This window comes from Winogradskyella helgolandensis (assembly GCF_013404085.1).
In the GTDB taxonomy this organism is placed as follows: Bacteria; Bacteroidota; Bacteroidia; order Flavobacteriales; family Flavobacteriaceae; genus Winogradskyella; species Winogradskyella helgolandensis.
The window spans coordinates 1,155,435-1,179,533 of sequence record NZ_JABFHO010000001.1 but is presented as its reverse complement, the minus strand read 5'-3'; the positions used below and the strand labels follow the sequence as shown (position 1 = coordinate 1,179,533).

Here is a 24,099-nt window from a genome sequence, read left to right as displayed (position 1 = left end):
ACATATTCAGTACAAGTAGTAGAAACAACTTTAATACATTAATGTCATGACTAAGTTTTCTTCCGTCTTAATTTGACCTGAATTAACTATAGTGTTTTCTGATGCCACGTTGTTTTTCGCGCCCCACAAAATTGAAACAAACTGAACCGGATTATTCTTAAATGTATTATTGGTAATGTTTACATTTACAATGCCGTTATGATTTAAAAGTCGCTTGTTTTTTTCTTTAGCTCCACAATTGATAAAGGTGCTATTGGCTACTAGAAGATTCCCTCCAATAGTAGACTCATCATAGCCACCTCTGTAATAATCAACAACGTTTTGTTGTACGTTTGTGAATTGACAGTTGTCTATGGTTAAATATTCGGTGTTATAATCTCCTCTATCATTTGTTTCTTCCGAAAGTTCTATGCCGTTTTCACAATTAGAAATTGATGTGTTTTTAAACGTAATTTCTTCAGAAAATGATTGTTTGTAGACTTTTAAAGCATAGTTAAAATTACTGATTTCAGAATCTAAAACCTCTAACCCAAAATGGTTAGACATATGCTCTTTTAAACTTGCAAAAGCATATTGAGAATTGGTGCCTTTTAATTTAATATTTTTCAAGGTCAGTTTTCCATAAGGATGCAATTCTAAGGCAGGTGTTTCAGCAGCTCCATTGTATAGAATCTCTGAATTTCCTTTAGATTGAATCGTAATGGATTTATTAATAACCAATGATTCTGAAATTTGGAAGACACCGTCATTCAATTGTAGAACATCTCCACTTTCAGCGTCTTGTAGTTTAGCTTTTAATTCCGCAGCATTGGATACCGTATGTGTTTTTGCTTCTTTAGGCTCAACTTCATTAGAATACCAATCAGCACCATATTTAGTTTTATCTAATATATCTAACGTAATAGTTCCAGAATTTAAAATCGCCCCTATTTGGTTAGACTTGCTTCTAGAGTTCCCTAATATATCTTCGGTAATGCTTTCAAAATCAAATCCGTTATAAACCTCAACATCATCGAACCCTGAGATTGGCACAGCGATATCTGATCCTATATCAGTTAACTCTAATTCTTTAGGTGTTAGTCCTTCTCTACTTGCAAATTCTACACCATTATTATCAATAACGTTGCTAGCAAACGTCACTCCATCAGCTTTATCATGTTCAATAATAGGATTGGGGTCACCTACAGAATTATAAATAACATTATTAACAACTTCGGTTCTTAAAGGTCTTGCAGAACGAATTTCGGATTTAGGTAAAACTTCGGATTGCGAAATGTTTGTTCCTACTCCAAATTGCCAAGGCGCACTAGAATCTACATAGGTGTTGTAAGCAACAACCACATCAGTAACCTGATTATATCGGTTTAATGGTGACTTTGGAATTCCATTCATTACTGCTAAAGGGCTTCTAAAATTCTTTCCTTTTAATTTGTAAAAAAGGTTGTTAATAACCCAATGACCCGTATTAATTATTCTAATCCCTCCATATTGTTCGTTTACACCATCACCTATAAAGTAGTTGCCATCAATAGTCACATAATTTCCATGACGTGTTACTACAGAACCTTCACTTTTATAAAACACATTATTTTTAATAATGTTAAAATTCGTTTTACTTGATATAATTTCGACTTCACCATTACATTCTTCGAATAAATTATTTGCAATAATGGTATTGCTTGGAGACATAGAAGTAAAGCTGCTCCCTAATTGAATCGTTTCACCTCTTGCACCTCCTTTTCTTGGTCTTGGCCCAAAATGATTATTAACTATTTTATGATAATTTCTTATACTTTGATTCCCTTTTAAATCAACTCTTACTGTAGGTCCTCCATTCGTTTTTCCAGCAATATAACAATTACTTAGTTCGTTATGTTTTCCGTAAAATTGAACCCAAAGATTATCTTGATCGCGCTCTAGGTTATTATAATCTAAAATGACACAGTTTGTAACTTTAGAATAATTTGCAACATCTTTTTTGCTAGTTCTAAATGCAATAACATTTTCTGTAGGAGAATGTCCGTTTCTAAAATACAAACCACTTACTTCTAAGTAATCTCCACTAATTTCTAAATTAGAAACGCCTTCTATAAAAACCTCACCAGGAGTTTCTGCGCGTAATATTATAGGGTTATCTTCAGTACCGTTTCCAACAAACTTAATTTCTAAATCTTTATAAGTACCATTTTTTAAAACAATATCATCGCCTGGCTGTGCATTTTTTATTGCTTCTTCTAATTCCGTTTCATTAGAAATCATCTGGCTTGATTCTGGCTTTGCACCTGTTTTTTCACCGCACGAAAACAACGAGAATACTAAAGCAAAAACTAATAGATATTTTTTCATTTATTGATACTTTTAAATTTAAACCTAATTTTAAGTTCTGAATATGCCACTTTAAAAAGTCAGACCCAAAACTGGTTAACCAATCTGGTTAACCAAAAATAATATAATTTTTCAGATTACGAAATCTAATTGAGTTAATTCTACATATAATAAGGTTAATATATAAACTAAAACAGGTATTACAACTAAGATTAGCTATAAACTATGATAAGAGCATAAACAGAAATCAAAGAGAAAGATGAGGTTGAGCTATTAAACCAGAAATAGCCATTATTAATTTTGTTTACTTATTTAAACGCTTCTTAAGTGCCCAAATAAGCATAAAAACAAAAAGCTGCAACAACCTATTAAATAGATTATTACAGCTTAACTCAGTACTCAAGGCGGGAATCGAACCCGCACGTCTTGCGACATTGGATTTTGAATCCAACGTGTCTACCAATTCCACCACTTGAGCGATTTCGGATTGCAAAAATATAAAAATATTTCTGTCAAACTATTAAAATTAGTAGGTTTTATCCTTTTTGTAGTAAAATAATTTTCTAAATTTGAAGTGCATAAAAATTCTATCACTACACTAACTAAACAACTGATATCAAATGCCATACGAAATGCCTGAAGCCAAAATTTTCGCCTGTTCACAAAGCACCTACCTTGCAGAAAAAATAGCAGCAACTTACGGAGTTAAACTAGGTAAAGTAATTACATCTACTTACAGCGATGGAGAATTTCAGCCATCTTACGAAGAATCTATTAGAGGTAAACGGATTTTTATCATAGGATCAACACATCCTGGCCCAAAAAATTTGATGGAAATGTTATTAATGATAGATGCAGCAAAACGTGCATCGGCAAGACATATTACTGCTGTTATGCCATATTTTGGTTGGGCAAGACAAGATAGAAAAGACAAACCTAGAGTTCCTATTGCTGCAAAATTGGTAGCAAAAATGCTAGAAGCTGCCGGAGCAACACGGATTATTACTATGGATTTACATGCTGATCAAATTCAAGGGTTCTTTGAGAAACCTGTAGATCATCTATTTGCATCAACTATATTTTTACCGTATTTAAAAAGCTTAAACTTAGACAACTTAACTATAGCTTCACCTGATATGGGAGGTTCAAAACGTGCTTATGCATATTCTAAAGCTTTAAAAAGCGATGTTGTAATCTGTTACAAACAACGCGCTAAAGCTAATGTGATCTCACATATGGAATTAATTGGAGACGTTACTGGTAAAAATGTTGTTTTAGTAGATGATATGGTTGATACTGCTGGTACACTAACTAAAGCCGCAGACTTAATGATGGAACGCGGAGCATTAAGTGTAAGAGCTATTTGTACACATCCTATTTTATCTGGAAATGCTTACGAAAAAATAGAAAATTCTAAACTCGAAGAACTAATTGTAACCAATTCTATCCCTTTAAAACAAGAAAGCAAAAAAATAAGAGTATTAAGTTGTTCTGATTTATTTGCGGATGTCATGTATAATGTACATCACAACGAGTCTATTAGCAATAAATTTGTAATGTAATTAACCATCGTATTATTTACTTTTTTAAGATTGAATTAAGGGCTACAACTCAATAATAACGGGTGTTTTAAAAAATAGTCCTCTAATACTAGTATTCTCATATAAAATTTCTAAATTTGCAGCCCTCAAAATGAGGGAATTAAAAATTTAATAAACAAACATTTCAAAAATGAAATCAATTACAATTAACGGATCTCAAAGAGAAAGCGTAGGCAAAAAAGCTACTAAAGCCTTACGTAATGCTGGTCAGGTTCCTTGCGTTATGTACGGAGGAGACAAAGCATTCCATTTCTCAGCACCAGAATTAGCTTTCTCAAAACTTGTATATACTGCTAGCGCACATACAGTTGTGATTGTCTTAGATAATGGTGAAGAATACAATGCAGTTATGCAAGATATTCAATTTCACCCAGTAACTGACAAGATTACACACGTAGATTTTTACCAAATTTTCGAGGACAAGGAAATTTCTATGGAAATTCCTGTTCAAACAATAGGTTCTTCTAGAGGTGTAATGAATGGCGGTAACTTAAGAATGCCATACCGTAAACTAAGAGTAAAAGCTATCCCTTCAAAATTACCAGATTTTGTTGAGATTGATATTACTCCATTAAAAATTGGAAGCAAATTCTATATTACGGAATTAGCAAACGATGATTACAAATTCTTACACCCAGATAACACTGTTGTTTGTCAAGTAAGACGTAGTAGATTAGCTGTAGTAGATGCTGATGATGAGGATGAAGAAGATGGTGAAGGAGCAGAAGGAACTGATGCAACAGCTGCTGAAGCAACACAAGAATAGATAAAACTATTTTAAATATAAAAAGAGACTATCTGAAAAGATAGTCTCTTTTTTTTGCAATGTTTTTAATACATTAAAACCAAAACCCAAGATTTAGAAACCAATAACTGTTCCCTGTATCTGGCGAATATGTATACTTACCTTCTAAGGGTCCCAAGAATGTTTCTAAAGAATAACCTAATGCATAACCATTATATCTTGAAGTTGCAAAGAACTCTCCAGATTCAAAAAGACCATCCTCAATATTGGCAAAATTTGCAGCTAATAGAATATGATGTTTTTTATAAACTTCATAATCTAACGTAAATGTTGCTTTAAGAAAACTATCACCTGTTAAGGTTAAATAATCATAGCCATAAAACGAATAAAAATTATTTATAAAATTCGCTCCATAACCTCCAATTGCAAACCCTAAAGAGTTAGTGGAAACCTCTCCTATTTTAAAACCACCATTTGCTTCTGTTTTTAAAGCAAGTTTATCACTAATACTAAATACATAACCTAAATCGGCTTTAGCAATTGAAAATTCTTGGAAGTCAGCATTGAAATCTGAAGCTTTTAAATACAAATGAAAATTCCCGTTAAAATAAAATCCCTTTTTCGGAAAATGAAAATTGTCGTAATTATCAAATTTCAAATTAGCAAAAACACTTAAGTAGTCAGTGTTTTCGAAAACAAATCTATTTTCGTCATCATCATCTAAAATAGTTTCCGATGTTATTTTTAAACGCTTATGTTCTACTCCTAACCTTAAAGCAAAATCTTTCCTAAATATGGTTTGTATATACACTTGATTAGTAAAATCTGAAATTTTAGCATCAATTTTATTCAAACCAGACAGTAAAGGTGAATCTTCTTCTAAAGCTAATCTAGGATTCACATTTTTGTTAAACTTATTGATTCGTGATTTAATTCCTAAACTGATATAAAATCCTTTATCAATAAAATAATCAAAATTATATCTGGGATTGTCACCTAAAATAACATCTAACGAAGCTATATCATTACTAAATAATAGTTTCTTTTTGGTAAGATTAGCTAGTAATGCACTTTTATACAGTCTGTCGTAGTGAATACCTAACCTAAGAAACGTCGTGGTTTCAGATTCCTTAATATTACCTATTAGATTAAATTCCGTGTCCTTATCTGTAGGTTCTAAATAATATCTGAACGCATCAAAATTATTAGTTGCAATAAGGTTATTTATGCCCTGCCTAAAATCTGCATAGCTTATTTTTTCATCGTCTTTAAGTTTTAGTTTACCAATCATAAAGGCTCGGGTATAGCGTTCATTCCCTTTAATATTAACATTGTTAATACTTAGACTATCTAATAGTTTTACTTCTTCTCTCCCTTTATAATTTGGCTGGTTTATTTTTAAGTCTTCTAGTTTAGAAAGTTGAGTTCTTGCTGCAATTTGACCGTGCTCAATAATATCCTTCCCTTCATCAAACGAAATAACAGAATAATCACTAATGTCTGGTTTTATATAAATATCGGTTAATTCGGACTTATTTTTCATGGCATTTATAGTCCGGAAATTATTAATCTGCATCAAAATATCTGGAGCAGATTTTAAAGATTCACGATCTTTTAACGCATCTTGAACATCAACTCCTATAATAACATCCATGCCTTTTGCTCGCAATTCTTCAACAGGAAAGTTATTAGTAACACCTCCATCAATTAAAATATCTCCATCAATAATAACAGGTTGAAATAATGAAGGTAATGCTCCACTTGCTGTAACAGCTTCTGCCAACCTACCTTTGTCCATAACTAAAGATTCACCTGTTTCTATATTAGTCGCAATACAAAAAAATGGAATTGGTAGTTTACTAAAATCCCTAATATCATTTACAGGAAGCATTAAATAATACAACAAATTATAAACGTTTTGACCACGAGACAAGGCAGAAGGCAACGAAATTTTAAAATTTTCAAAGGGTAAATTAATGACATACTTCTCAGTATTTTCGCGCTCATAAAATGATTTAGAAGCTCTAGAAAACTCATCATTGATTAACACATTAAAATCTTGTTCTCGGAACAAGACTTCTAACTGTTTCCCTGAATAGCCAGAAGCATATAAAGACCCAATAATGGCTCCCATACTTGTACCAGCAACATAATCTATTTTTATATTTAAACTATCTATAACTTTCAGAACTCCTATATGAGCAAAACCTTTAGCTCCACCTCCACTTAATACCAAACCTACTTTTGGCTCAGGATTAGTTGTGGTATTCTGCGCTGTTATAGGGAAAAGCGTAATTATAAATACGATTAGTATGATGTTTTTCAATCTCATTATAAACCTGGCCGGTTTTTAAATTATTCTTTATGGTAATAATTATATACTTTATTTGCTCTAGAAACTCCTACAACTGCTTCAAGCTCATCTAACTTGGCATTAGCAATGCGTTTTACAGTTTTAAATTGTTTCATTAAATCTACAATGGTTTGCTCTCCTACTCCTGCTATATTTTCTAACTCCGTGGTCAAAGCTCCTTTACTTCTTCGATTTCTATGATGTTCTATTCCGAAGCGATGTGCTTCATTTCGTAATTGTTGTATGATTTTTAAGGTCTCACTTTTTTTATCTAAATATAATGGAATTGGATCATCTGGGTAAAACAATTCTTCCAAACGTTTTGCTATACCAATAATAGCGATTTTTCCACGTAACCCTAAGACATTCAAACTTTTTAATGAGGACGACAACTGTCCTTTTCCTCCATCTATAATAATAAGTTGCGGTAGGGGTTGGTCTTCCTCTAACAAACGTTTGTAACGTCTATAAACCACTTCTTCCATAGAGGCAAAATCATCCGGACCAACTACAGTTTTAATATTAAAATGACGGTAATCCTTTTTACTCGGTTTTCCATTTTTAAAAACCACACAAGCAGCCACTGGGTTTGTACCTTGAATATTAGAGTTATCAAAACACTCAATATGTCTTGGCTCTTCACTTAAACGCAAATCGGCTTTCATTTGTGCCATAATTCTGTTGGCATGCCGATCTGGATCTACAAGTTTTACCTGTTTAAATTTATCCATTCTGAAATACTTTGCATTTCTAATTGATAAATCTAGAATGTTCTTTTTATCACCAAGCTTAGGTATTGTTACTTTAATATCGTCTCCTAAATTCACTTTAAAAGGTACATAAATTTCTTTTGAATTTGAATTGAAACGTTGTCTAATTTCGGTAATGGCTAGTTCTAATAATTGTAAATCTGTTTCTTGTAGTTTTTTCTTCAATTCTAATGTATGAGACCTAATAATAGAGCCATAGCTTAATTGTAAAAAATTGACATAAGCATACGATTCATCACTAACTATTGAAAACACATCTACATTACTAATCTTAGGATTTACAATAGTAGATTTTGCTTGGTAATTTTCTAAAACCTCTAACTTTTCTTTTATTTTCTGAGCATCTTCAAACTGCATCGCTTCCGCATGATGCCTCATTTGAATTCTAAATTGTTGTAAGGAATCTTTAAAATTTCCTTTTAGAATTTCTCTTATAGCAACTATATTAGCCTGATATTCTTCTTCGGATTCATAACCTTCACAAGGACCTTTACAGTTCCCTAAATGGTATTCTAAGCATACCTTATATTTTCCGGCTTCAATTTTAGATTCGGACAAATCATAATTACACGTTCGTAATTGGTACAATCCTTTTATGAGTCCCAAAAGTGTTTTCACCGTTTTCATGCTCGTGTAAGGTCCAAAATATTCTGAACCATCCTTAATAATACGACGTGTGGGAAATACTCTTGGAAAACGCTCCTTTTTAATACAAATCCACGGGTACGATTTATCATCCTTTAATAATACGTTGTACTTAGGTTTATATTTCTTAATGAGGTTATTCTCAAGCAGCAAGGCATCATTTTCGGTCTCTACAACAATATGTTTTACCGAAGCGATATTTTTAACCAAAACGCGGGTTTTACCATAGTCGTGATGCTTGGTAAAATAACTACTCACCCGTTTTTTTATATCTTTAGCTTTTCCGACGTAGATTAAATGTTCGTCTGCATCAAAATACTGATAGACACCAGGTTGATGAGGAAGCGTTTTTATCTGTATGTCTAAGGTAGATTCTGGCATTTAACCAAAGGTAATAATTCGTAAAAATATTCATGTATATTTAATACACTTTATCATTACCTTGCTCCTCTTTTTTATATATTTAACTTATGACAAAAAAAATTTTAGGACGTGTTGATAAAATTGACTTTCCTGAATTAAAACTAAACACTATTGATGTAAAAATCGATACAGGCGCTTATACATCTGCTATTCATTGCTCTAAAATTAGAGAAGAAAACAATAAACTCTATTGTATTTTTGAAAGTAAAGGGCATCCTAATTTTAAAAGTGAAGAAGTCGCTTTTGATACTTACACGTATACAGATGTAAAAAGCAGTAATGGACATAAAGAAAATCGCTACAAAATTAAAACAACCGTTGTATTCTTTGGAAAAAGCTATAAGATTAACTTAACTTTAAGCACCAGAGACGACATGAGATTCCCTGTATTAATTGGTCGACAATTTTTAAAGCATAAATTCTTAGTCGATGTCGACTTAGTAAATCAATCCTATAAACAAAACATAATTAAATGAACATAGTAATTCTTTCACGTAATGCAGAACTCTATTCTACTCAACGACTAGTTGATGAAGCTCAAAAAAGAGGTCATTCCGTTGAAATCATAGACCCATTAAAATGCGATATTATTATTGAAAAGGAAAAACCAACCATTTACTATAAGGATCGCTATTTGGATTATGTAGATGCTATAATTCCAAGAATTGGAGCATCAATTACGTTTTACGGTTGTGCTGTGGTTAGACAATTTGAAGAAATGGGAGTTTTTACCATTGCTCCATCTGATGCCATAACCCGTTCTCGCGATAAATTGAGAAGCTTACAACGCTTAAGTAAAGCTGGAATTGGCATGCCTAAAACGGTATTCACTAATTATTCTAGAGACGTAGAAGAAGTAATTAGCTATGTTGGTGGTACACCTGTAATTATAAAATTACTAGAAGGCACACAAGGACTTGGTGTGGTTTTAGCTGAAACAAAAAATGCAGCTGAATCTGTATTAGAAGCTTTTAATGGGTTGCAAGCAAGAGTTATTGTACAAGAGTTTATTAAAGAAGCAAAAGGTGCTGATTTAAGAGCTTTAGTTGTGGATGGCCAAGTGGTTGGAGCCATGAAACGACAAGGTAAAGAAGGAGAATTTAGATCTAATTTACATCGTGGAGGTTCTGCCAATATCATAAAATTAGATGAAGACGAACTTAATTTAGCAATGAAAGCTGCTAAGGTTTTAAAGCTACCTGTTTGTGGTGTAGATATGTTGCAATCATCAAGAGGGCCTTTATTATTAGAGGTAAACTCTACTCCTGGACTCGAAGGAATAGAAGCTGCAACTCACAAAAATATTGCAAAAGCTATTATCACTTTTATTGAACGAAACAGAAAATAAAACATGCCAAAAGATATTTTAAATATTTTAGGAGTCGAAGTAGCTCCTGGTAAAAGTGTTACAGTAACCTTTGAAGTTGCAAAATTACACACCAGAAATACATTAGAAGTCCCTATTATAATTGAACGTTCTAAAAAACCTGGCCCAACTATTTTAATGACTGCAGGCATTCATGGTGATGAAGTTAATGGTGTAGAAATTGTTAGACAAATCATTGCAAAAGGCATTAATAAGCCGAAGATAGGTACCATTATTTGTGTTCCCGTAATTAATGTATTTGGTTTTTTAAATATGGATCGGCTCTTTCCTGATGGTCGCGACCTTAATCGTGTTTTTCCTGGAAACTCCAAAGGTTCTTTAGCGAGTAGAGTAGCAAATTTTGTTATGACCGAATTGGTACCACATGTAGATTTTGCGATGGATTTCCATACCGGAGGAGCTGGACGGTTTAATGCCGCTCAAATTAGAATTGTAAAGGATAATCCAAAGCTTAAAGAATTAGCGCATGTTTTTGGAGCTCCTTTTATATACTATTCTCAAAATTTAAACAAGTCTTATAGGAATGCCTGTGATAATGCAGGCATACCTATGCTTTTATTTGAAGGAGGAAAATCCTTTAATATAGACACTAATATTACCAATACTGGTGTTAATGGAGCCAAACGTGTATTACACCATTTAGGAATGTTGCGTACCAAGTATAAGGTCTCTAGACCCAAAGTAAATGCAGTAATTATCGAAGAAAGCAAATGGATAAGAGCTAAATATTCTGGAATGTTTAAAGCCACCGTAACCATTAATACTTTGGTAAATAAAGGGGACGTTTTAGGAAATATTACAGATCCTTATGGCAGCTTCAACTTTTTTGTAAAGGCACCAAATGCAGGTTATATTTTTAACGTTAATGAGTCTCCAATAATTTATCAAGGTGATGCTATTTTCCATATTTCAACTGAGATTGAAAACTCATGAATAAATCATTATTAAGAAAAAAATATAAAAATTTACGTCAACAATTATCGCATACTCAAGTTGATGATTACAGCTTAGCAATCGCCAACCAGTTGTTAAAGCTAGATATTTGGGACAAATCCTTCTATCATGTCTTTTTAACTATTGAAGAACAAAAAGAAATCAACACAGATTATATCCTTAATATTTTAGCAGGAAAGGATAAAAATATCATCATTTCTAAAAGTGATCTTAAAGATTACAGTATGACGCATTTTCTGTTAACCGACAACACAACGCTTAAAAAAAGCACGTATAATGTTCCCGAGCCTGTTGATGGTATAGAAATACAACCATCTCAATTAGAAGTGGTATTTATTCCACTTTTAGCTTTTGACAAAACCGGAAATAGAGTTGGTTACGGAAAAGGATTTTATGATCGATTTTTAGACCATTGTAAACCAGAAACTTTAAAAATTGGTTTATCGTTTTTTGAAGCTGAGGATGAAACTATTGAAGCTTCCGAAGATGATATTAAACTAGATTATTGTGTGACTCCAAATGGCATCTACTCTTTTATATAAACATTTTTATTTAGCTCTTAATTAGGCCATTCTACCGAAACTAAAAGCTCTAAATCAATATCTGGAAAATTGAAAGTGAATGCTTCTGGTTGAGAGCCCTCATCTTCAGAAAAACCTATAGAATAATAATACCTACCTAACATTAAGTCACCTACATAACCCTCATCATCCATATCTGCAGCCAAAAAATTCACCGGAAATCCTGGACCGACAAACAACGCTTCATCAGATAAATCCCATGTTAAATTACCTTGGTTTTCTAGAACTTCCGATCTAAACCAATCCCTATTAAAATTATACTCTCCATCACTAAAAAAAGCCTTAGTCTTACGCAGTAAAAAGAAAACATCGGCTAAACGATTAATGTCTGTTTCGGCAAACTCATCATCCCATGTGTTATTTATTCCTGAGAAAGACACAATTTCTATAGCATTAATTTTTATAGCATTTCCTCTCACAACATTAACATTAAGTTCTTTAACCGACACTATGCCGTCCGCATTGTATCCTCTGATATAAACGGTATTTAATCCAAGTTTATCAAACGTAAAATAACGCACAATTGAAGGTTGTAACTCTAATAAAAAAGATATACCAGTGTTGTTATCAAAACTTGCATCGTTAGATGCTTCAGCACTTTTTAAATCCTCATTTCCAACTATTGTAACCTCAACTAATTCATCAATAGAAACCGTTTCAGTATAAAATAATTCTATCTCAAAGTTTGATTCTACGTTATCATCATTACTATCGCTAGAACCACAATTAGTAATCAAATAGAACATGAAGCAAAGAAATGTTATTTTGTATTTCATAATTCTTATATAAGGTAACTAAAATAGTATATTAATTTTCAAAAGCCTTCTTATTAAACACAATTAAAATGCCAATTCCCGTACTTATGGCCATATCAGCAATATTAAAAACAGGATCGAAAAACGAAAACTGTTTTCCGTTAATAAATGGTAACCACTCTGGTAACACACCATTCCATATAGGAAAATGCAACATATCTACTACATTACCATAAAACACACCCGCATAACCCCCTTCTTCCGGTAAAAATGAAGCGACTTGCATTACACTATCATTAAACAAAATACCGTAAAAAACAGAATCTAAAATATTGCCTAAAGCGCCTGCGAAAATAATAGAAATAGCAAAAATTAGGATTTTAGATTTCTTCTTTTTGGTGACGTCCACTAACCAAAATGCAATTCCGGTAACCGCAACAATTCTAAATAAAGTTAAAATTAGCTTGGCTGATTCATCAGAAATTAAGGTAGTAAAATCGCTTAGTTTTGTCCCCCAAGCCATACCGTCATTTTCAACAAACGCAATATGAAACCATGAAAAGACAGTAACATCTTCACCTAATTCAAAATGGGTTTTTATGTAAATTTTACTGATCTGATCTATCAGTAGAATAATAAAAATAACAAGTGAGGATTTCTTTAAAGACATAATTTTTCCCACTAAAGTGAGAATCTGTTTTAGGTTAAATAATCGTATTGAAACAAAAATAAGTGTTTAATCTGGCTTTACAACGGTAATATTTCCGTTAATGGATTTCAGTTTCCAAATTGGAATTGCCTTAGAAAATTCATCTGTAGTAATTTTTCCATGATTAGAATTAGCAACAACAGCTGCACTTTTGGTGACCACGTGAATATCTCCATCAAACGTATTTATAGTTGCTGTTTTTGTGTCTCCTATAATATAGAAATGCCCTTGTAATAATTGAATATACAACGTATTAAAATCTCCTTTTAAATCCACCGAACCAATATCACTTATTATATCTAAAGAGAGGTCTTCAGGAATTTCCAAATGTAATGTTGCAGCAACAACTTTTTGGGCATTTCGCTTATCATCTGGGATTTCTGTAAATGATAAATGCTCTAAATGTAAATTAAGTGTGTGATTATTTTCAAGAATTACTACCTGAAAGTCATTTTGATATTCACCATCTAACGTAGAACGCACTTTAATCTTATCCGTTTGTGATGTAGATACTGAAATTTTAAAAATTTGATTAGCATTAATCGAAATGGTATCAATTTTTTCAGCTGTAATTTCCTTTTCTAATATATTTTGAGCTTTGACAATTAGTGTATTTAAAATGAAAACACACAACACAAAAAAGGCCATGAAATTAAAATTCCATGGCTTTATGATTTTGTTTCTATTCAAAATGTAATCCCATTTTAATGATATTCCTACTTTACTAAAACAAGTTCAGCACAAGTCACAGGAATTTATTAGGCTTGCATATTCTTAGCTTCAATACTCAAAGTCGCATGAGGAACTAATTTTAAACGCTCTTTAGCAATTAATTTTCCTGTTACACGACATACTCCATATGTTTTATTCTCAATTCGGATAATAGCGTTTTTTAAATCGCGAATAAATTTTTCTTGACGAATAGCTAATGCTGAATTCGCTTCTTTACTCATTGTTGCACTTCCTTCTTCAAAGGCTTTAAACGTTGGTGATGTATCATCCGTCCCGTTATCAAAGTCATTCATGTAAGCACTTTTTATGAGCTCTAAATCATGCTCTGCTTTTTTAATTTTTTCTTGAAGTATAGCTCTGAATTCAGCTAAATCTTTATCAGCATATCTGTTGTTGGTTTCTGTACTCATAATGTTAATGTTTTTGAATAAATAATTTGGTATTGACCTCATCAAATACAATTTCTATACCATTATTTACGGTGTCCATAATATGTAATTCTTCGGTTAAGGTTTCTGATTTAATATACGCTTCATTTGAAGAAATAGCCTTTACTATTTGGTCATCTTTTTGAAGTTGCACGTCTATTCTGTCCGTAACCTCAAATCCTGAATCTTTACGCAAGTTTTGAATACGATTTACAAGCTCTCTTGCAATCCCTTCTTTACGTAAATCTTCGTTGATGGTAACATCTAAAGCCACTGTTAAAGCACCTTCATTTGCTACAAGCCATCCTTCAATATCTTGCGATGTTATCTCTACATCTTCAAGTCCTAAATTAATCTTTTTCCCGTTAATTTCAACTTCAATAGTACCATTTTGCTCAATGTTTTTAATATCATCAGCACCAAAAGCAGCTATCACACTAGCAATCAACTTCATATCCTTTCCAAACTTGGGCCCTAAAGTCTTAAAATTAGGCTTAATTTGTTTGACTAAGATGTCTGAAGCGTCTTCTAAGAGTTCAATTTCTTTGATATTTACTTCATGCTTTATTAAATCTGCAACTGCTTCAATCTCTTCCTTTTGTTGTTGATTATCAACTGGAATCATAATTTTTTGAAGTGGCTGACGTACTTTAATCTTCTCTTTTGCTCTCAACGATAAAACTAACGAACATATGGTTTGTGCACTTTCCATTTTTCGCTCTAATACTTTATCAATAATGCTAGTATCTGCAATAGGAAAATCTGCTAAATGTACACTTTCAAAAGTTTCCTTTTTAGTCACTGCATTTAAATCTAAATACAAACGATCCATAAAGAAAGGTGCAATTGGTGCGCCTAACTTTGCAATGGTTTCCATACAGGTATAAAGTGTTTGGTATGCCGAAATTTTATCAGTTTGGTAATCACCTTTCCAGAAACGTCTTCTACTTAAACGCACGTACCAGTTACTTAAATAATCTTGTGTAAAGTCTGAAATTGCTCGCGCAGCTCTCGTTGGCTCATACGCTTCGTAGAATTTATCTACTTTCTGAATCAAGGTATTTAATTCAGATAAAACCCAACGGTCAATTTCTGGTCGTTCTTCTAATGGAATATCAGCTTCACTATAATCAAAACCATCAATATTAGTATAAAGCGTGAAGAATGAATAGGTATTATAAAGTGTTCCGAAGAACTTTCTGCTCACCTCAGCAATACCTTCGCTATCAAACTTTAAATTATCCCAAGGATTTGCATTACTAATCATGTACCAACGCGTAGCATCAGCTCCATACTTTGACAAGGTTTCAAAAGGATCTACTGCATTCCCTAAACGCTTAGACATTTTCTGTCCGTTTTTATCTAACACTAATCCGTTTGAAACGACATTTTTATAAGCAACATCATCAAAAATCATAGTAGCAATAGCATGAAGTGTATAGAACCAACCTCTCGTTTGGTCAACACCTTCTGCGATGAAATCTGCTTTTCTCCAGGTATCATCAACTTTTGCTTTATTTTCAAATGGATAATGCCATTGTGCATAAGGCATAGAACCAGAATCGAACCACACATCAATTAAATCACTTTCGCGATGCATTGGTTGACCTGATTTTGAAACCAAGACGATATTATCTACTACGTTTTTATGTAAATCGATTTTGTCATAGTTGTCTTCAGACATATTATCGACTTCAAAGCTCTTGAAGATATCTTCCTTCATCATACCTGCCTCAACGGCAAGTTGCATTTCAGCTTTTAATTCTTTTACAGAACCAATACAGATGACTTCTTTACCATCTTCGGTTCTCCAAATTGGTAATGGAATACCCCAAAAACGAGATCTTGATAAATTCCAGTCGTTTGCATTTGCTAACCAATTACCAAAACGACCAGTTCCTGTAGATTCAGGTTTCCAGTTAATTCCAGTATTTAACTCATGCATTCTCCCTTTTACATCTGTGATTTTAATAAACCACGAATCTAATGGATAGTATAAAATTGGCTTATCAGTTCTCCAGCAATTTGGGTAACTGTGCTTATATTTTTCAACCTTAAAGGCTTTATTTTCTGTTTTTAATTGAATAGCAAGTTCTACATCTACAGAACGTTCTGGTGCTTCACCATCATCATAATATTCGTTCTTAACATATTTACCAGCATATTCTCCCATTTCTGGTCTAAACTTTCCTTGTAAATCTACTAAAGGCACTAAATTACCATTCTCATCTTTTACTAAAAGTGGTGGGATTTCTGGCGATGCTTGTTTTGCAACTAAGGCATCATCTGCTCCAAATGTTGGTGCTGTGTGTACAATACCTGTTCCGTCTTCAACCGTTACAAAATCTCCAGAAATAACTCTAAAAGCATTTTCAGGATTATCATTTGGTAACGCATATGGTAAAAGTTGCTCGTATGTGATACCAACTAAATCTTTACCGATAAAATCTTTTACTACAAAATAAGGAATCTTTTTATCGCCTTCCTTATATTCTATTAATTCTGATTTAGCTTCAACGCGTTTAAATTTACCATCAAATTGTTTGTTGACTAAATTCTTAGCCAAAATCACATTCATGGGTTTAAACGTGTATTGATTATAGGTTTCAACTAAAACGTATTCAATCTTTGGTCCAACTGTTAGTGCTGTATTACTCGGTAACGTCCAAGGTGTCGTCGTCCATGCTAAAAAGAAAATATCACCTTCATTTTGTAAAAAATCTGGCAACGAATCTGCATTCGCTTTAAACTGAGCCACAACCGTTGTATCGGTAACATCTTGATATGCTCCTGGTTGATTTAACTCATGAGAACTTAAACCTGTACCAGCCTTTGGTGAATAAGGCTGAATAGTATAACCTTTGTATATTAAATCTTTTTCGTAAATCTGCTTTAGTAACCACCAAACCGTTTCCATGTATTTGGATTTGTAGGTAATGTACGGATCGTCCATATCTACCCAATACCCCATTTTTTTAGTAAGGTCGTTCCATGTATCTGTATAACGCATTACGGTTTTTTTACACGCTTCGTTGTAATCTTCAACCGTAATTTTCTTACCAATATCTTCTTTGGTAATACCGAGTTCTTTCTCTACACCAAGTTCCACTGGTAAACCGTGTGTATCCCAACCTGCTTTACGCTTCACCTGAAAACCTTTCATGGTTTTGTAACGCGGAAAAATATCTTTAATCGCACGCGCTAAAACGTGGTGTACACCTGGTAAACCGTTTGCAGAAGGTGGTCCTTCAAAAAACACAAAAGGTGGTTTTCCTTCTCTTGTGGTTACACTTTTATCGAAGATGTCGTTAGCTTCCCAATAGTTACCGATTTCATCTGCAACGTTTGGCAAGTTAAGTCCTTTGTATTCAGGGAACTTTGTACTCATTATTCTGTTTTATTTACGAGCAGCGAAAATAGCGAATTTTAAGGAAATAATATATTGTAATTAATGCAAAAGAGGAAATGTGTTTCTGTGAATTTCTAGCCCATTAAATTTGAACTACTCTCTTTTTTATATTAGTAAAAGAGAAAAGGCCAGTATATAATTACACTGACCTTTTGATCTTTAGTTTATTTCATATTAACGATTACTTTTTTAGTAATCCATTGATTGTTTTGATTCTCTACTTTTACAATATAAGTTCCGGTAGATACTTTAGAAATATCAATACCATTACTCAATTCTTGTTGGTCTAGGTTATGATATTGACTAATGGTTTGCCCTAACATATTAATGATACTTACAGATTTTGCTCCGCTTACAAGTCCATTAATAAACAATTTTCGTTCTTTATTACTTAGATATACTTGAACATCGTTTAATTGAGACTCTGAAATACTAAGTGCATATTCATTTTGGAACACGATATCAAATCGATTTGTAAAAGAACCTGGCTCACTAACAAAACTATAATCTGAATTTCTAATATCTGTATAACTATTTTCGTAATTATCTCTTAAATAAACAGCTTGAGAACTCTCAAAATCTTCAAAATCTGTTGCCGAAATAGTACATATCTGTTGTTCGGACGATTTATAGATTAATGGCACTACTTTATCAGAAGCTATAGATGAATACGCTTGTGTAACCATTGAACTTCCTTCAAACAACGTATAAAAATCATTTGCTTGCACATCCGTCATTTTTCCATCATAACTATAATCAAAACCTTCTGAGGTAAAATCACTAAAACCAATAACCATCTCTCTACTAAATCCGTTATCTGCTTCAAATTTTAAATGAAGTTTTTGCATTACATCTTCAACATTTTCTGCATTATCGTAGTCTTCTGTTTCGGTATTGGCTGTTCTAAAAAAGACACTCTCTCCGGTAGATTGTTTCTTATAAATACGTTGACCGTTATTAAATTCAATATGACCATCATTTATGACTTCTGTGAAAAAAGCCTGACCAACACTAATATACTGAGTAGGTGTTAGTGTTCCATCTTGAGAACCATTGTTTCCACCGCTTAAACCTTCAAACTGATAAGCTTTAATTTTTGCCATTTTATTGATAATAGCATAACCACCTTCGTATTCACTTATGTAATGTGAGTTACCAGCCCATTGCTCCCACAGATATAATGTACCATCAATAACACCTGCATTATCATCAATAAATTGATGTGCATCTATAGCAGAAGGATAAGGATTACCTACCAATGTTGTTGTAAGCGTTACATCTGGTTCACTCTCGTTAGCAGCGTCTCCATCAACATCATCTGCAGCTATTAAAATAGTGCCGTTATTTGGTTTTCCTTCAAATATATAGTCTTGCGTTGCTCCTGCATTACCAGTTCCTTTATGAATATAACCTACTCCAGGATTTAATTGAGTCGTTGGTGAATAGCTTTCCCAATCGTAATAAGTAACCCCATTTAAGAAGGTGTACATCCAACGCGTACTGATTTTCCCTGTTTCATTGTATGCTGATGTAAATTCAACGGCATTAGCATTTCCTTCTTTTAATGTATTAATACCAAAAGTAGAATTGTTAGCATTATTAAAGGTTGTATTATTATCTAAAAGTGTTGTTGCTCCTACTGCTCCAATTGGAGAAGAAAAATAATTATATCGAAATGAATTGGATGTTCCTGTTTGGCGTCTTAAGATTTTACCTGTTGCGGACGTCACTAAATCACTATTAACTCCTTGTATTAATTGAGAATCGTTTTTTAAGTCTAAGACTCCATTAAGTTCTAAATACCAGGTATTATTAATTTCATTTTCTCCATCAATAGTAAGTGTTTTATCAGCATCTACTATAAGTCCAAGTCTTGTATGAGAAGTTGTAGAGGTGATATTATTTTTGATATGCACAATTGACCAATCTTTTTCAAATATCTCGTCTGAAACATCCCAAACATCACCATGTAACCATGATTCTGGACTTGACCAATCTCCATCTGCACTAGTGACGTAAGGCAAAGGTGCTGTTTGCGGCTTTACCGTATTAATATTATGCATTTTTAAATCGTGTGAATTTGCTGATTCGTCTAACAATTCTGATTTAAGAATATTAGACATAGGATAATAAGCCTTAAGATTACCCCAATCTACACGCTCTAAAGTTTGTGAATCTTGAATGTTCTTAGGTATAATATTACCTCTTACAATACCTTCATTATCTTCAATCTCTTGACACATCATTTGTTGTATTTGTTGCGCAGAAAGAGCATCTTCAAAAATTCTTACTTCATCTATAGTTCCATTAAAATGGGCAGATCCAGCTGGACTTGTATTTGTTGGATAACGCCCTATTGTAAATGGTCTACTTGAATAAATGTGATCAGTACCATTATAATTTGTTGTAAGTAACGTTGAATTCAAATTAGTATCCGTTTCAGTATTTAACAGCTCTCCATTAAGATATACTTTTAAAGAGTTTGTTGTGGAATCAAAAACACCAGTGACATGGTACCATACATCATTTTCCATTTTTCTGTTATCCGTAGGCAGTTGTTCTACATTAAGACTGCTACTTGGATAGTTACTAGAAGCAGTGACTTGTTCTTGAGTATAAACAACAAATGCTGGTTTTCTTCCTTTCGTTATAGTCAAACGCATGTTTTCTTGACCTGCAATACTATAAACAGAACTTAAATTCCCTGTTGCAGTATTAGCATTAATTTTTACCCAAGCCATTATGGTTCCTTCATTCCAATCTTCAATAAAAGAAGGTGTGTCTAAGTAATCATCTAAACCATCAAAATCTACTGATCCTGAAGAAAAATAAACATCAATATCATCTCTATAATCTAATTCTCCTCCTAGAGATAAATCGCCATCAGTATCGGGTAAAATAGACAAGTCTAATGGATTATCAATATCTTCATTAATATCTAAAACTGCATCATTAATATTTGTTGTTTCGAAGTTATCGTCTAAACCATCTCCATCGGCATCATTTCCTGATAGCGTATTAGCCATTCCATTTTCTTGAATATCTGGAGTGCCATCATTGTCACTATCTGAATCTATATAATCTGGAATACTATCTCCATCAGTATCTTCTAGGCTAGCTAAACCAGATCCGTAATTATCGTCTACACCATCGTTGTTTAAATCTACCATTGTTGCTCCACTACCACTCGGAGAAATATAACCATTTGTGGATTGTGCCTCTACATTATCTGGTATACCGTCATTATCTGAATCTATATCTAAATAATCTTGAATCCCATCATTATCAGTATCTGTACAAATATTGTCTGACAATACGGAAAAAGGAATCAATGTTTTAGAAATAGTTGGACTAGAATAAGACACGCTTAAAGATTCTAGTCCTGTTCTTTCATAAAATAATATAGTAATTGGGTAAATACCCGGAGTTAGCGCAATAGTACCAGATCTCTCTTGTGTAGCATGATCCCCATCATTATCAACTATTTCATTGCCATCTATTAACACTTTAGAACCATCATCTGAACTCGTATAAAATCTATATGTTTCTTCTGTATTTATAGTAATAAAACCAGTATATCGAATAGCAAAAGTATCGTGATCTCCAGGTGTAATCATACCCCAAAGAGCATCTACATCGATTTCAGATACACTACCTGTTGCTGTGGCTCCTGTAGTTGGAATATTGTCTACGCTTGGCGAGACATTTATATCATAAAACTCATACGAGAGAATATGATTAATTTCATCGCATACCGCACCTTCATTTACATTTAGTATACCATCATTATCACTATCTAAATCTGTAGTATCACCTATACCATCGCCATCCATATCTGAATCTAAAGTAAGGGTTACACTGTTTTCTATTTGAGTGCACAAATTATCTGAATGTGTTACGATTAAAGTATATACACTACCGTCTAATCCTGTAACATCGGAAATATTCAAAGTATCTGATGTTACACCTGTATAAATACCTCCATTAGTTAGGTTTGTGCCATTTAATTGCCATTGATAATTTAAGGCTGTACTTACATCAGTAGAGCTACTTGAATAATTCGGCACACCTCCCGTTGAAAACGCGGTTGTGCTTGTGGCTGTTGCACTAGTTATAGTAAAGCTTGCAGCTCCACCTGTTACAACTAACTGATCGACCAAAGCTGTAGCATCTACTGTAGTTTCTGTTGCTGTAGTCACATTTGTAGTTGTGCCTGTGTATGCCGTTGAAGTACCTGTAACTAAACCACTAGCGCTAATACCTGTACCATCTACTTGTCCGTCTGCATCGCTATCTGCATGGCCAGCTTCTGTGACATCATTACAGCCATCACTATCACTATCTGTATTTTGAAAGTCGAAATTACCATCCCCAGAAGTGTCAATTGGTGTTGTAGTTTCTGCAGTATCGTCTGCACCATTATTGTTACTATCATTAAACCCTGCATCATTACTATCTAACACTCCATCGTTGTTGGTATCTAAACTTCCGTTACCAGCTTCTTCTACATCGTAGATACCATCATTGTCTGAATCTAAATCTAAATAATCTGGGATCCCATCATAATCTGTATCTGTACAAGTATTTTCTGATAATACGGAAAAAGGAATTACTGTCTTAGAAATAGTTGCGCTAGAATATGACATACTTAAGAACTCACCTCCAGTTCTTTCAAAAAATAGAATCGTGATTGGATAAATGCCTTGATTAAGCGCTATAGTTCCAGAAGTTTCTAGTATATCATGTAAACCATCGTTATCAACGACCTCGTTTCCGTCGATAAATAATTTAGAACCATCATCTGAACTTGTATAAAATGTATATGTTTCTGTTGTATTAATCTTGATAAAACCACTATAACGTATTGCAAAATTCTCGTGATCACCTGGTGTAATAGAAGTCCAAAGTGCATCTACATCGATTTCAGAGACACTCCCTGTTGCTGTGGCACCAGTCGTTGGAATATTGTCTACGCTTGGTGAGACACTGAGATCATAAAACTCATACGTCAGACTATTACTAATTACATTACATACAGAACCTTCATTAATATCTAGTATACCATCGTTATCACTATCAATATCTGCATTGTCTGCAATTCCATCTCCATCCATATCTGGAGCGTCTAGTTCTCCACCAATATTAATGAGGTAATTTTCTACTTCTCCATTGCTATAATTATAATCACAAGACGTAAAATTTATACTAGTACCACCTCTAACACCAATACGCACATTAGAAAGCGCTTCATCTGTAGTGTTGGGTAAAGTGATATTAATTGGCACGTCCACGACTTTGGTTCCCCCTATATTTCTGTCATCTCTAAAGGTGAATAAAAAACGTTCACCCGTATCGTCAAAATCATCATCCAAGCTTTCATTGAGGTTAATCCAAATTACTACTGTGTTTTCATTGGTATTCCACCCATTTAACGAGACACTAATGGTACCTTCAAGGACTTGACCAATAGGAACATTATCTTCAGAAAAAGAAGAATAATTAGTAAAACCACCTGTTGCTCCTGTACTGCTATTCTCTATTCCTGCAAAAGAAACGTTAGAAATAAATAAAATATTACCGCTTTGAATATTTTCCGTTTCACAAAAATTAGGCTCACTTTCTCCTGGATTACCATCATTATCCGACAAGAAGTTAACTAAATAATCCTCAACTTCACCTGTTTTATAATGATAATCACAAGCTGTAACACTATCTACATTTCCATTTATTAAACCAACACGCATTCTGGCAAGTCCATTCTGAGCATTGGAAGGTATTGGGATACTGATAGGTACTTGTACTGTTTTAGTACCACCAACATTATTATTATCTTGAAATGTAAAAAGGAATCGCTCTCCATCATCATCAAAATCATCGTCAATTTCATTGAAATTAAACCATACTGCAATAGTATGTCCCTGTCTGTTCCACCCATCCATAGTAACAGTTATGTTACCATTTACAGTTTCACCTGCCACAATATCTGTTGGAGAAACCTCTGAGTAATAAGTATAATCACCTAAAGACCCCGAACTTTCATTTTGAATATCACCTAATTCTACTTCAGAAATGTGGAACGTCCAATCATATCCCGTATTAATTTGAGCAGGTTCACAATACTGCGCATAACCCTGGAAGGATATAAAAATTATTATAAGTAATAATTTCAAATTATTTTTTATCATCATAGCAAATTACTTCAAACACTAGTTATCAATATGTTAAGAAATCTCAATATTTATTGAGGCAAACATAGGACAAAAAAACGCAAAAAATACGATA

The 24,099-nt window shown here is 33.3% G+C and carries 15 protein-coding genes and 1 tRNA gene; 6 read left to right on the top strand and 10 right to left on the bottom strand.

What is annotated here, in order from left to right:
* Positions 1-30 precede the first annotated feature (30 nt).
* Positions 31-2,346 carry a chondroitinase-B domain-containing protein gene (locus HM992_RS04830; RefSeq protein WP_179318907.1) on the bottom strand — a complete coding sequence of 772 codons (2,316 nt, stop codon included), beginning with the start codon at positions 2,344-2,346 and terminating at the stop codon, positions 31-33.
* A 375-nt stretch (positions 2,347-2,721) separates the two neighbouring features.
* A tRNA-Leu gene (locus tag HM992_RS04825) sits at positions 2,722-2,803 on the bottom strand.
* Between the two features lie 142 nt (positions 2,804-2,945).
* Here HM992_RS04825 and HM992_RS04820 point away from each other — a divergent pair.
* Together HM992_RS04820 and HM992_RS04815 are read left to right on the top strand one after the other, a co-directional pair.
* Positions 2,946-3,887, top strand: a complete 942-nt coding sequence (locus HM992_RS04820; RefSeq protein WP_178986137.1) for a ribose-phosphate pyrophosphokinase — start codon at positions 2,946-2,948, stop codon at positions 3,885-3,887.
* Between the two features lie 169 nt (positions 3,888-4,056).
* Entirely contained in the window at positions 4,057-4,692 is a 636-nt protein-coding gene (locus tag HM992_RS04815) for a 50S ribosomal protein L25/general stress protein Ctc (protein ID WP_178986138.1), read from the top strand.
* A gap of 73 nt (positions 4,693-4,765) precedes the next feature.
* Here the strand turns inward: HM992_RS04815 and HM992_RS04810 are convergent, their stop codons facing one another.
* Positions 4,766-7,003: a patatin-like phospholipase family protein gene (locus tag HM992_RS04810; protein ID WP_179318906.1), complete on the bottom strand. Its 2,238-nt coding sequence runs from the start codon at positions 7,001-7,003 to the stop codon at positions 4,766-4,768.
* A gap of 23 nt (positions 7,004-7,026) precedes the next feature.
* Positions 7,027-8,820: an excinuclease ABC subunit UvrC gene (gene uvrC, locus HM992_RS04805; protein ID WP_179318905.1), complete on the bottom strand. Its 1,794-nt coding sequence runs from the start codon at positions 8,818-8,820 to the stop codon at positions 7,027-7,029.
* 89 nt (positions 8,821-8,909) lie between these two features.
* Between uvrC and HM992_RS04800 the strand changes: the two genes are divergently transcribed.
* The 4 genes from HM992_RS04800 to HM992_RS04785 are packed head-to-tail and all read left to right on the top strand — an operon-like array spanning position 8,910 to position 11,745.
* The gene (locus HM992_RS04800) at positions 8,910-9,338 is read left to right on the top strand and encodes an ATP-dependent zinc protease family protein (RefSeq protein WP_178986141.1); all 429 of its coding nucleotides are present in this window, start codon (positions 8,910-8,912) and stop codon (positions 9,336-9,338) included.
* The gene (gene rimK, locus HM992_RS04795; RefSeq protein ID WP_178986142.1) at positions 9,335-10,210 is read left to right on the top strand and encodes a 30S ribosomal protein S6--L-glutamate ligase; all 876 of its coding nucleotides are present in this window, start codon (positions 9,335-9,337) and stop codon (positions 10,208-10,210) included. The genes HM992_RS04800 and rimK overlap by 4 nt, the downstream gene beginning before the upstream one ends.
* Positions 10,211-10,213: 3 nt before the next feature.
* Complete coding sequence (locus tag HM992_RS04790; RefSeq protein WP_178986143.1) at positions 10,214-11,182, top strand: succinylglutamate desuccinylase/aspartoacylase family protein; 969 nt, start codon at positions 10,214-10,216, stop codon at positions 11,180-11,182.
* Positions 11,179-11,745 (top strand): 5-formyltetrahydrofolate cyclo-ligase, encoded by a 567-nt coding sequence (locus tag HM992_RS04785; RefSeq protein WP_179318904.1) that lies wholly within the window; start codon positions 11,179-11,181, stop codon positions 11,743-11,745. Before HM992_RS04790 ends, HM992_RS04785 begins: the two co-directional genes overlap by 4 nt.
* A 17-nt stretch (positions 11,746-11,762) precedes the next feature.
* On the opposite strand, the gene HM992_RS04780 is transcribed toward HM992_RS04785, so the two are convergent.
* The 6 genes from HM992_RS04780 to HM992_RS04755 form a co-directional block, all read right to left on the bottom strand.
* On the bottom strand, positions 11,763-12,560 hold the full coding sequence (locus tag HM992_RS04780) for a hypothetical protein (RefSeq protein ID WP_179318903.1): 798 nt from the start codon (positions 12,558-12,560) through the stop codon (positions 11,763-11,765).
* A 31-nt stretch (positions 12,561-12,591) separates the two neighbouring features.
* On the bottom strand, positions 12,592-13,209 hold the full coding sequence (locus tag HM992_RS04775) for a lipoprotein signal peptidase (RefSeq protein WP_179318902.1): 618 nt from the start codon (positions 13,207-13,209) through the stop codon (positions 12,592-12,594).
* 66 nt (positions 13,210-13,275) lie between these two features.
* Positions 13,276-13,938, bottom strand: a complete 663-nt coding sequence (locus HM992_RS04770) for a hypothetical protein (protein ID WP_179318901.1) — start codon at positions 13,936-13,938, stop codon at positions 13,276-13,278.
* A 68-nt stretch (positions 13,939-14,006) separates the two neighbouring features.
* Positions 14,007-14,390: a TraR/DksA family transcriptional regulator gene (locus tag HM992_RS04765; RefSeq protein WP_178986148.1), complete on the bottom strand. Its 384-nt coding sequence runs from the start codon at positions 14,388-14,390 to the stop codon at positions 14,007-14,009.
* Between the two features lie 4 nt (positions 14,391-14,394).
* The gene (gene ileS / locus HM992_RS04760; protein ID WP_179318900.1) at positions 14,395-17,796 is read right to left on the bottom strand and encodes an isoleucine--tRNA ligase; all 3,402 of its coding nucleotides are present in this window, start codon (positions 17,794-17,796) and stop codon (positions 14,395-14,397) included.
* A 185-nt stretch (positions 17,797-17,981) separates the two neighbouring features.
* Entirely contained in the window at positions 17,982-23,987 is a 6,006-nt protein-coding gene (locus HM992_RS04755; RefSeq protein ID WP_179318899.1) for a PA14 domain-containing protein, read from the bottom strand.
* Between the last annotated feature and the right edge of the window lie 112 nt (positions 23,988-24,099).

What these genes read in the sequence shown, in the direction of transcription:
- HM992_RS04830 (WP_179318907.1), bottom strand. Translation starts at nt 2,346, where the DNA reads ATGAAAAAATATCTATTAGTTTTTGCTTTAGTATTCTCGTTGTTTTCG.
- HM992_RS04820 (WP_178986137.1), top strand. Translation starts at nt 2,946, where the DNA reads ATGCCATACGAAATGCCTGAAGCCAAAATTTTCGCCTGTTCACAAAGC.
- HM992_RS04815 (WP_178986138.1), top strand. Translation starts at nt 4,057, where the DNA reads ATGAAATCAATTACAATTAACGGATCTCAAAGAGAAAGCGTAGGCAAA.
- HM992_RS04810 (WP_179318906.1), bottom strand. Translation starts at nt 7,003, where the DNA reads ATGAGATTGAAAAACATCATACTAATCGTATTTATAATTACGCTTTTC.
- uvrC (WP_179318905.1), bottom strand. Translation starts at nt 8,820, where the DNA reads ATGCCAGAATCTACCTTAGACATACAGATAAAAACGCTTCCTCATCAA.
- HM992_RS04800 (WP_178986141.1), top strand. Translation starts at nt 8,910, where the DNA reads ATGACAAAAAAAATTTTAGGACGTGTTGATAAAATTGACTTTCCTGAA.
- rimK (WP_178986142.1), top strand. Translation starts at nt 9,335, where the DNA reads ATGAACATAGTAATTCTTTCACGTAATGCAGAACTCTATTCTACTCAA.
- HM992_RS04790 (WP_178986143.1), top strand. Translation starts at nt 10,214, where the DNA reads ATGCCAAAAGATATTTTAAATATTTTAGGAGTCGAAGTAGCTCCTGGT.
- HM992_RS04785 (WP_179318904.1), top strand. Translation starts at nt 11,179, where the DNA reads ATGAATAAATCATTATTAAGAAAAAAATATAAAAATTTACGTCAACAA.
- HM992_RS04780 (WP_179318903.1), bottom strand. Translation starts at nt 12,560, where the DNA reads ATGAAATACAAAATAACATTTCTTTGCTTCATGTTCTATTTGATTACT.
- HM992_RS04775 (WP_179318902.1), bottom strand. Translation starts at nt 13,209, where the DNA reads ATGTCTTTAAAGAAATCCTCACTTGTTATTTTTATTATTCTACTGATA.
- HM992_RS04765 (WP_178986148.1), bottom strand. Translation starts at nt 14,390, where the DNA reads ATGAGTACAGAAACCAACAACAGATATGCTGATAAAGATTTAGCTGAA.
- ileS (WP_179318900.1), bottom strand. Translation starts at nt 17,796, where the DNA reads ATGAGTACAAAGTTCCCTGAATACAAAGGACTTAACTTGCCAAACGTT.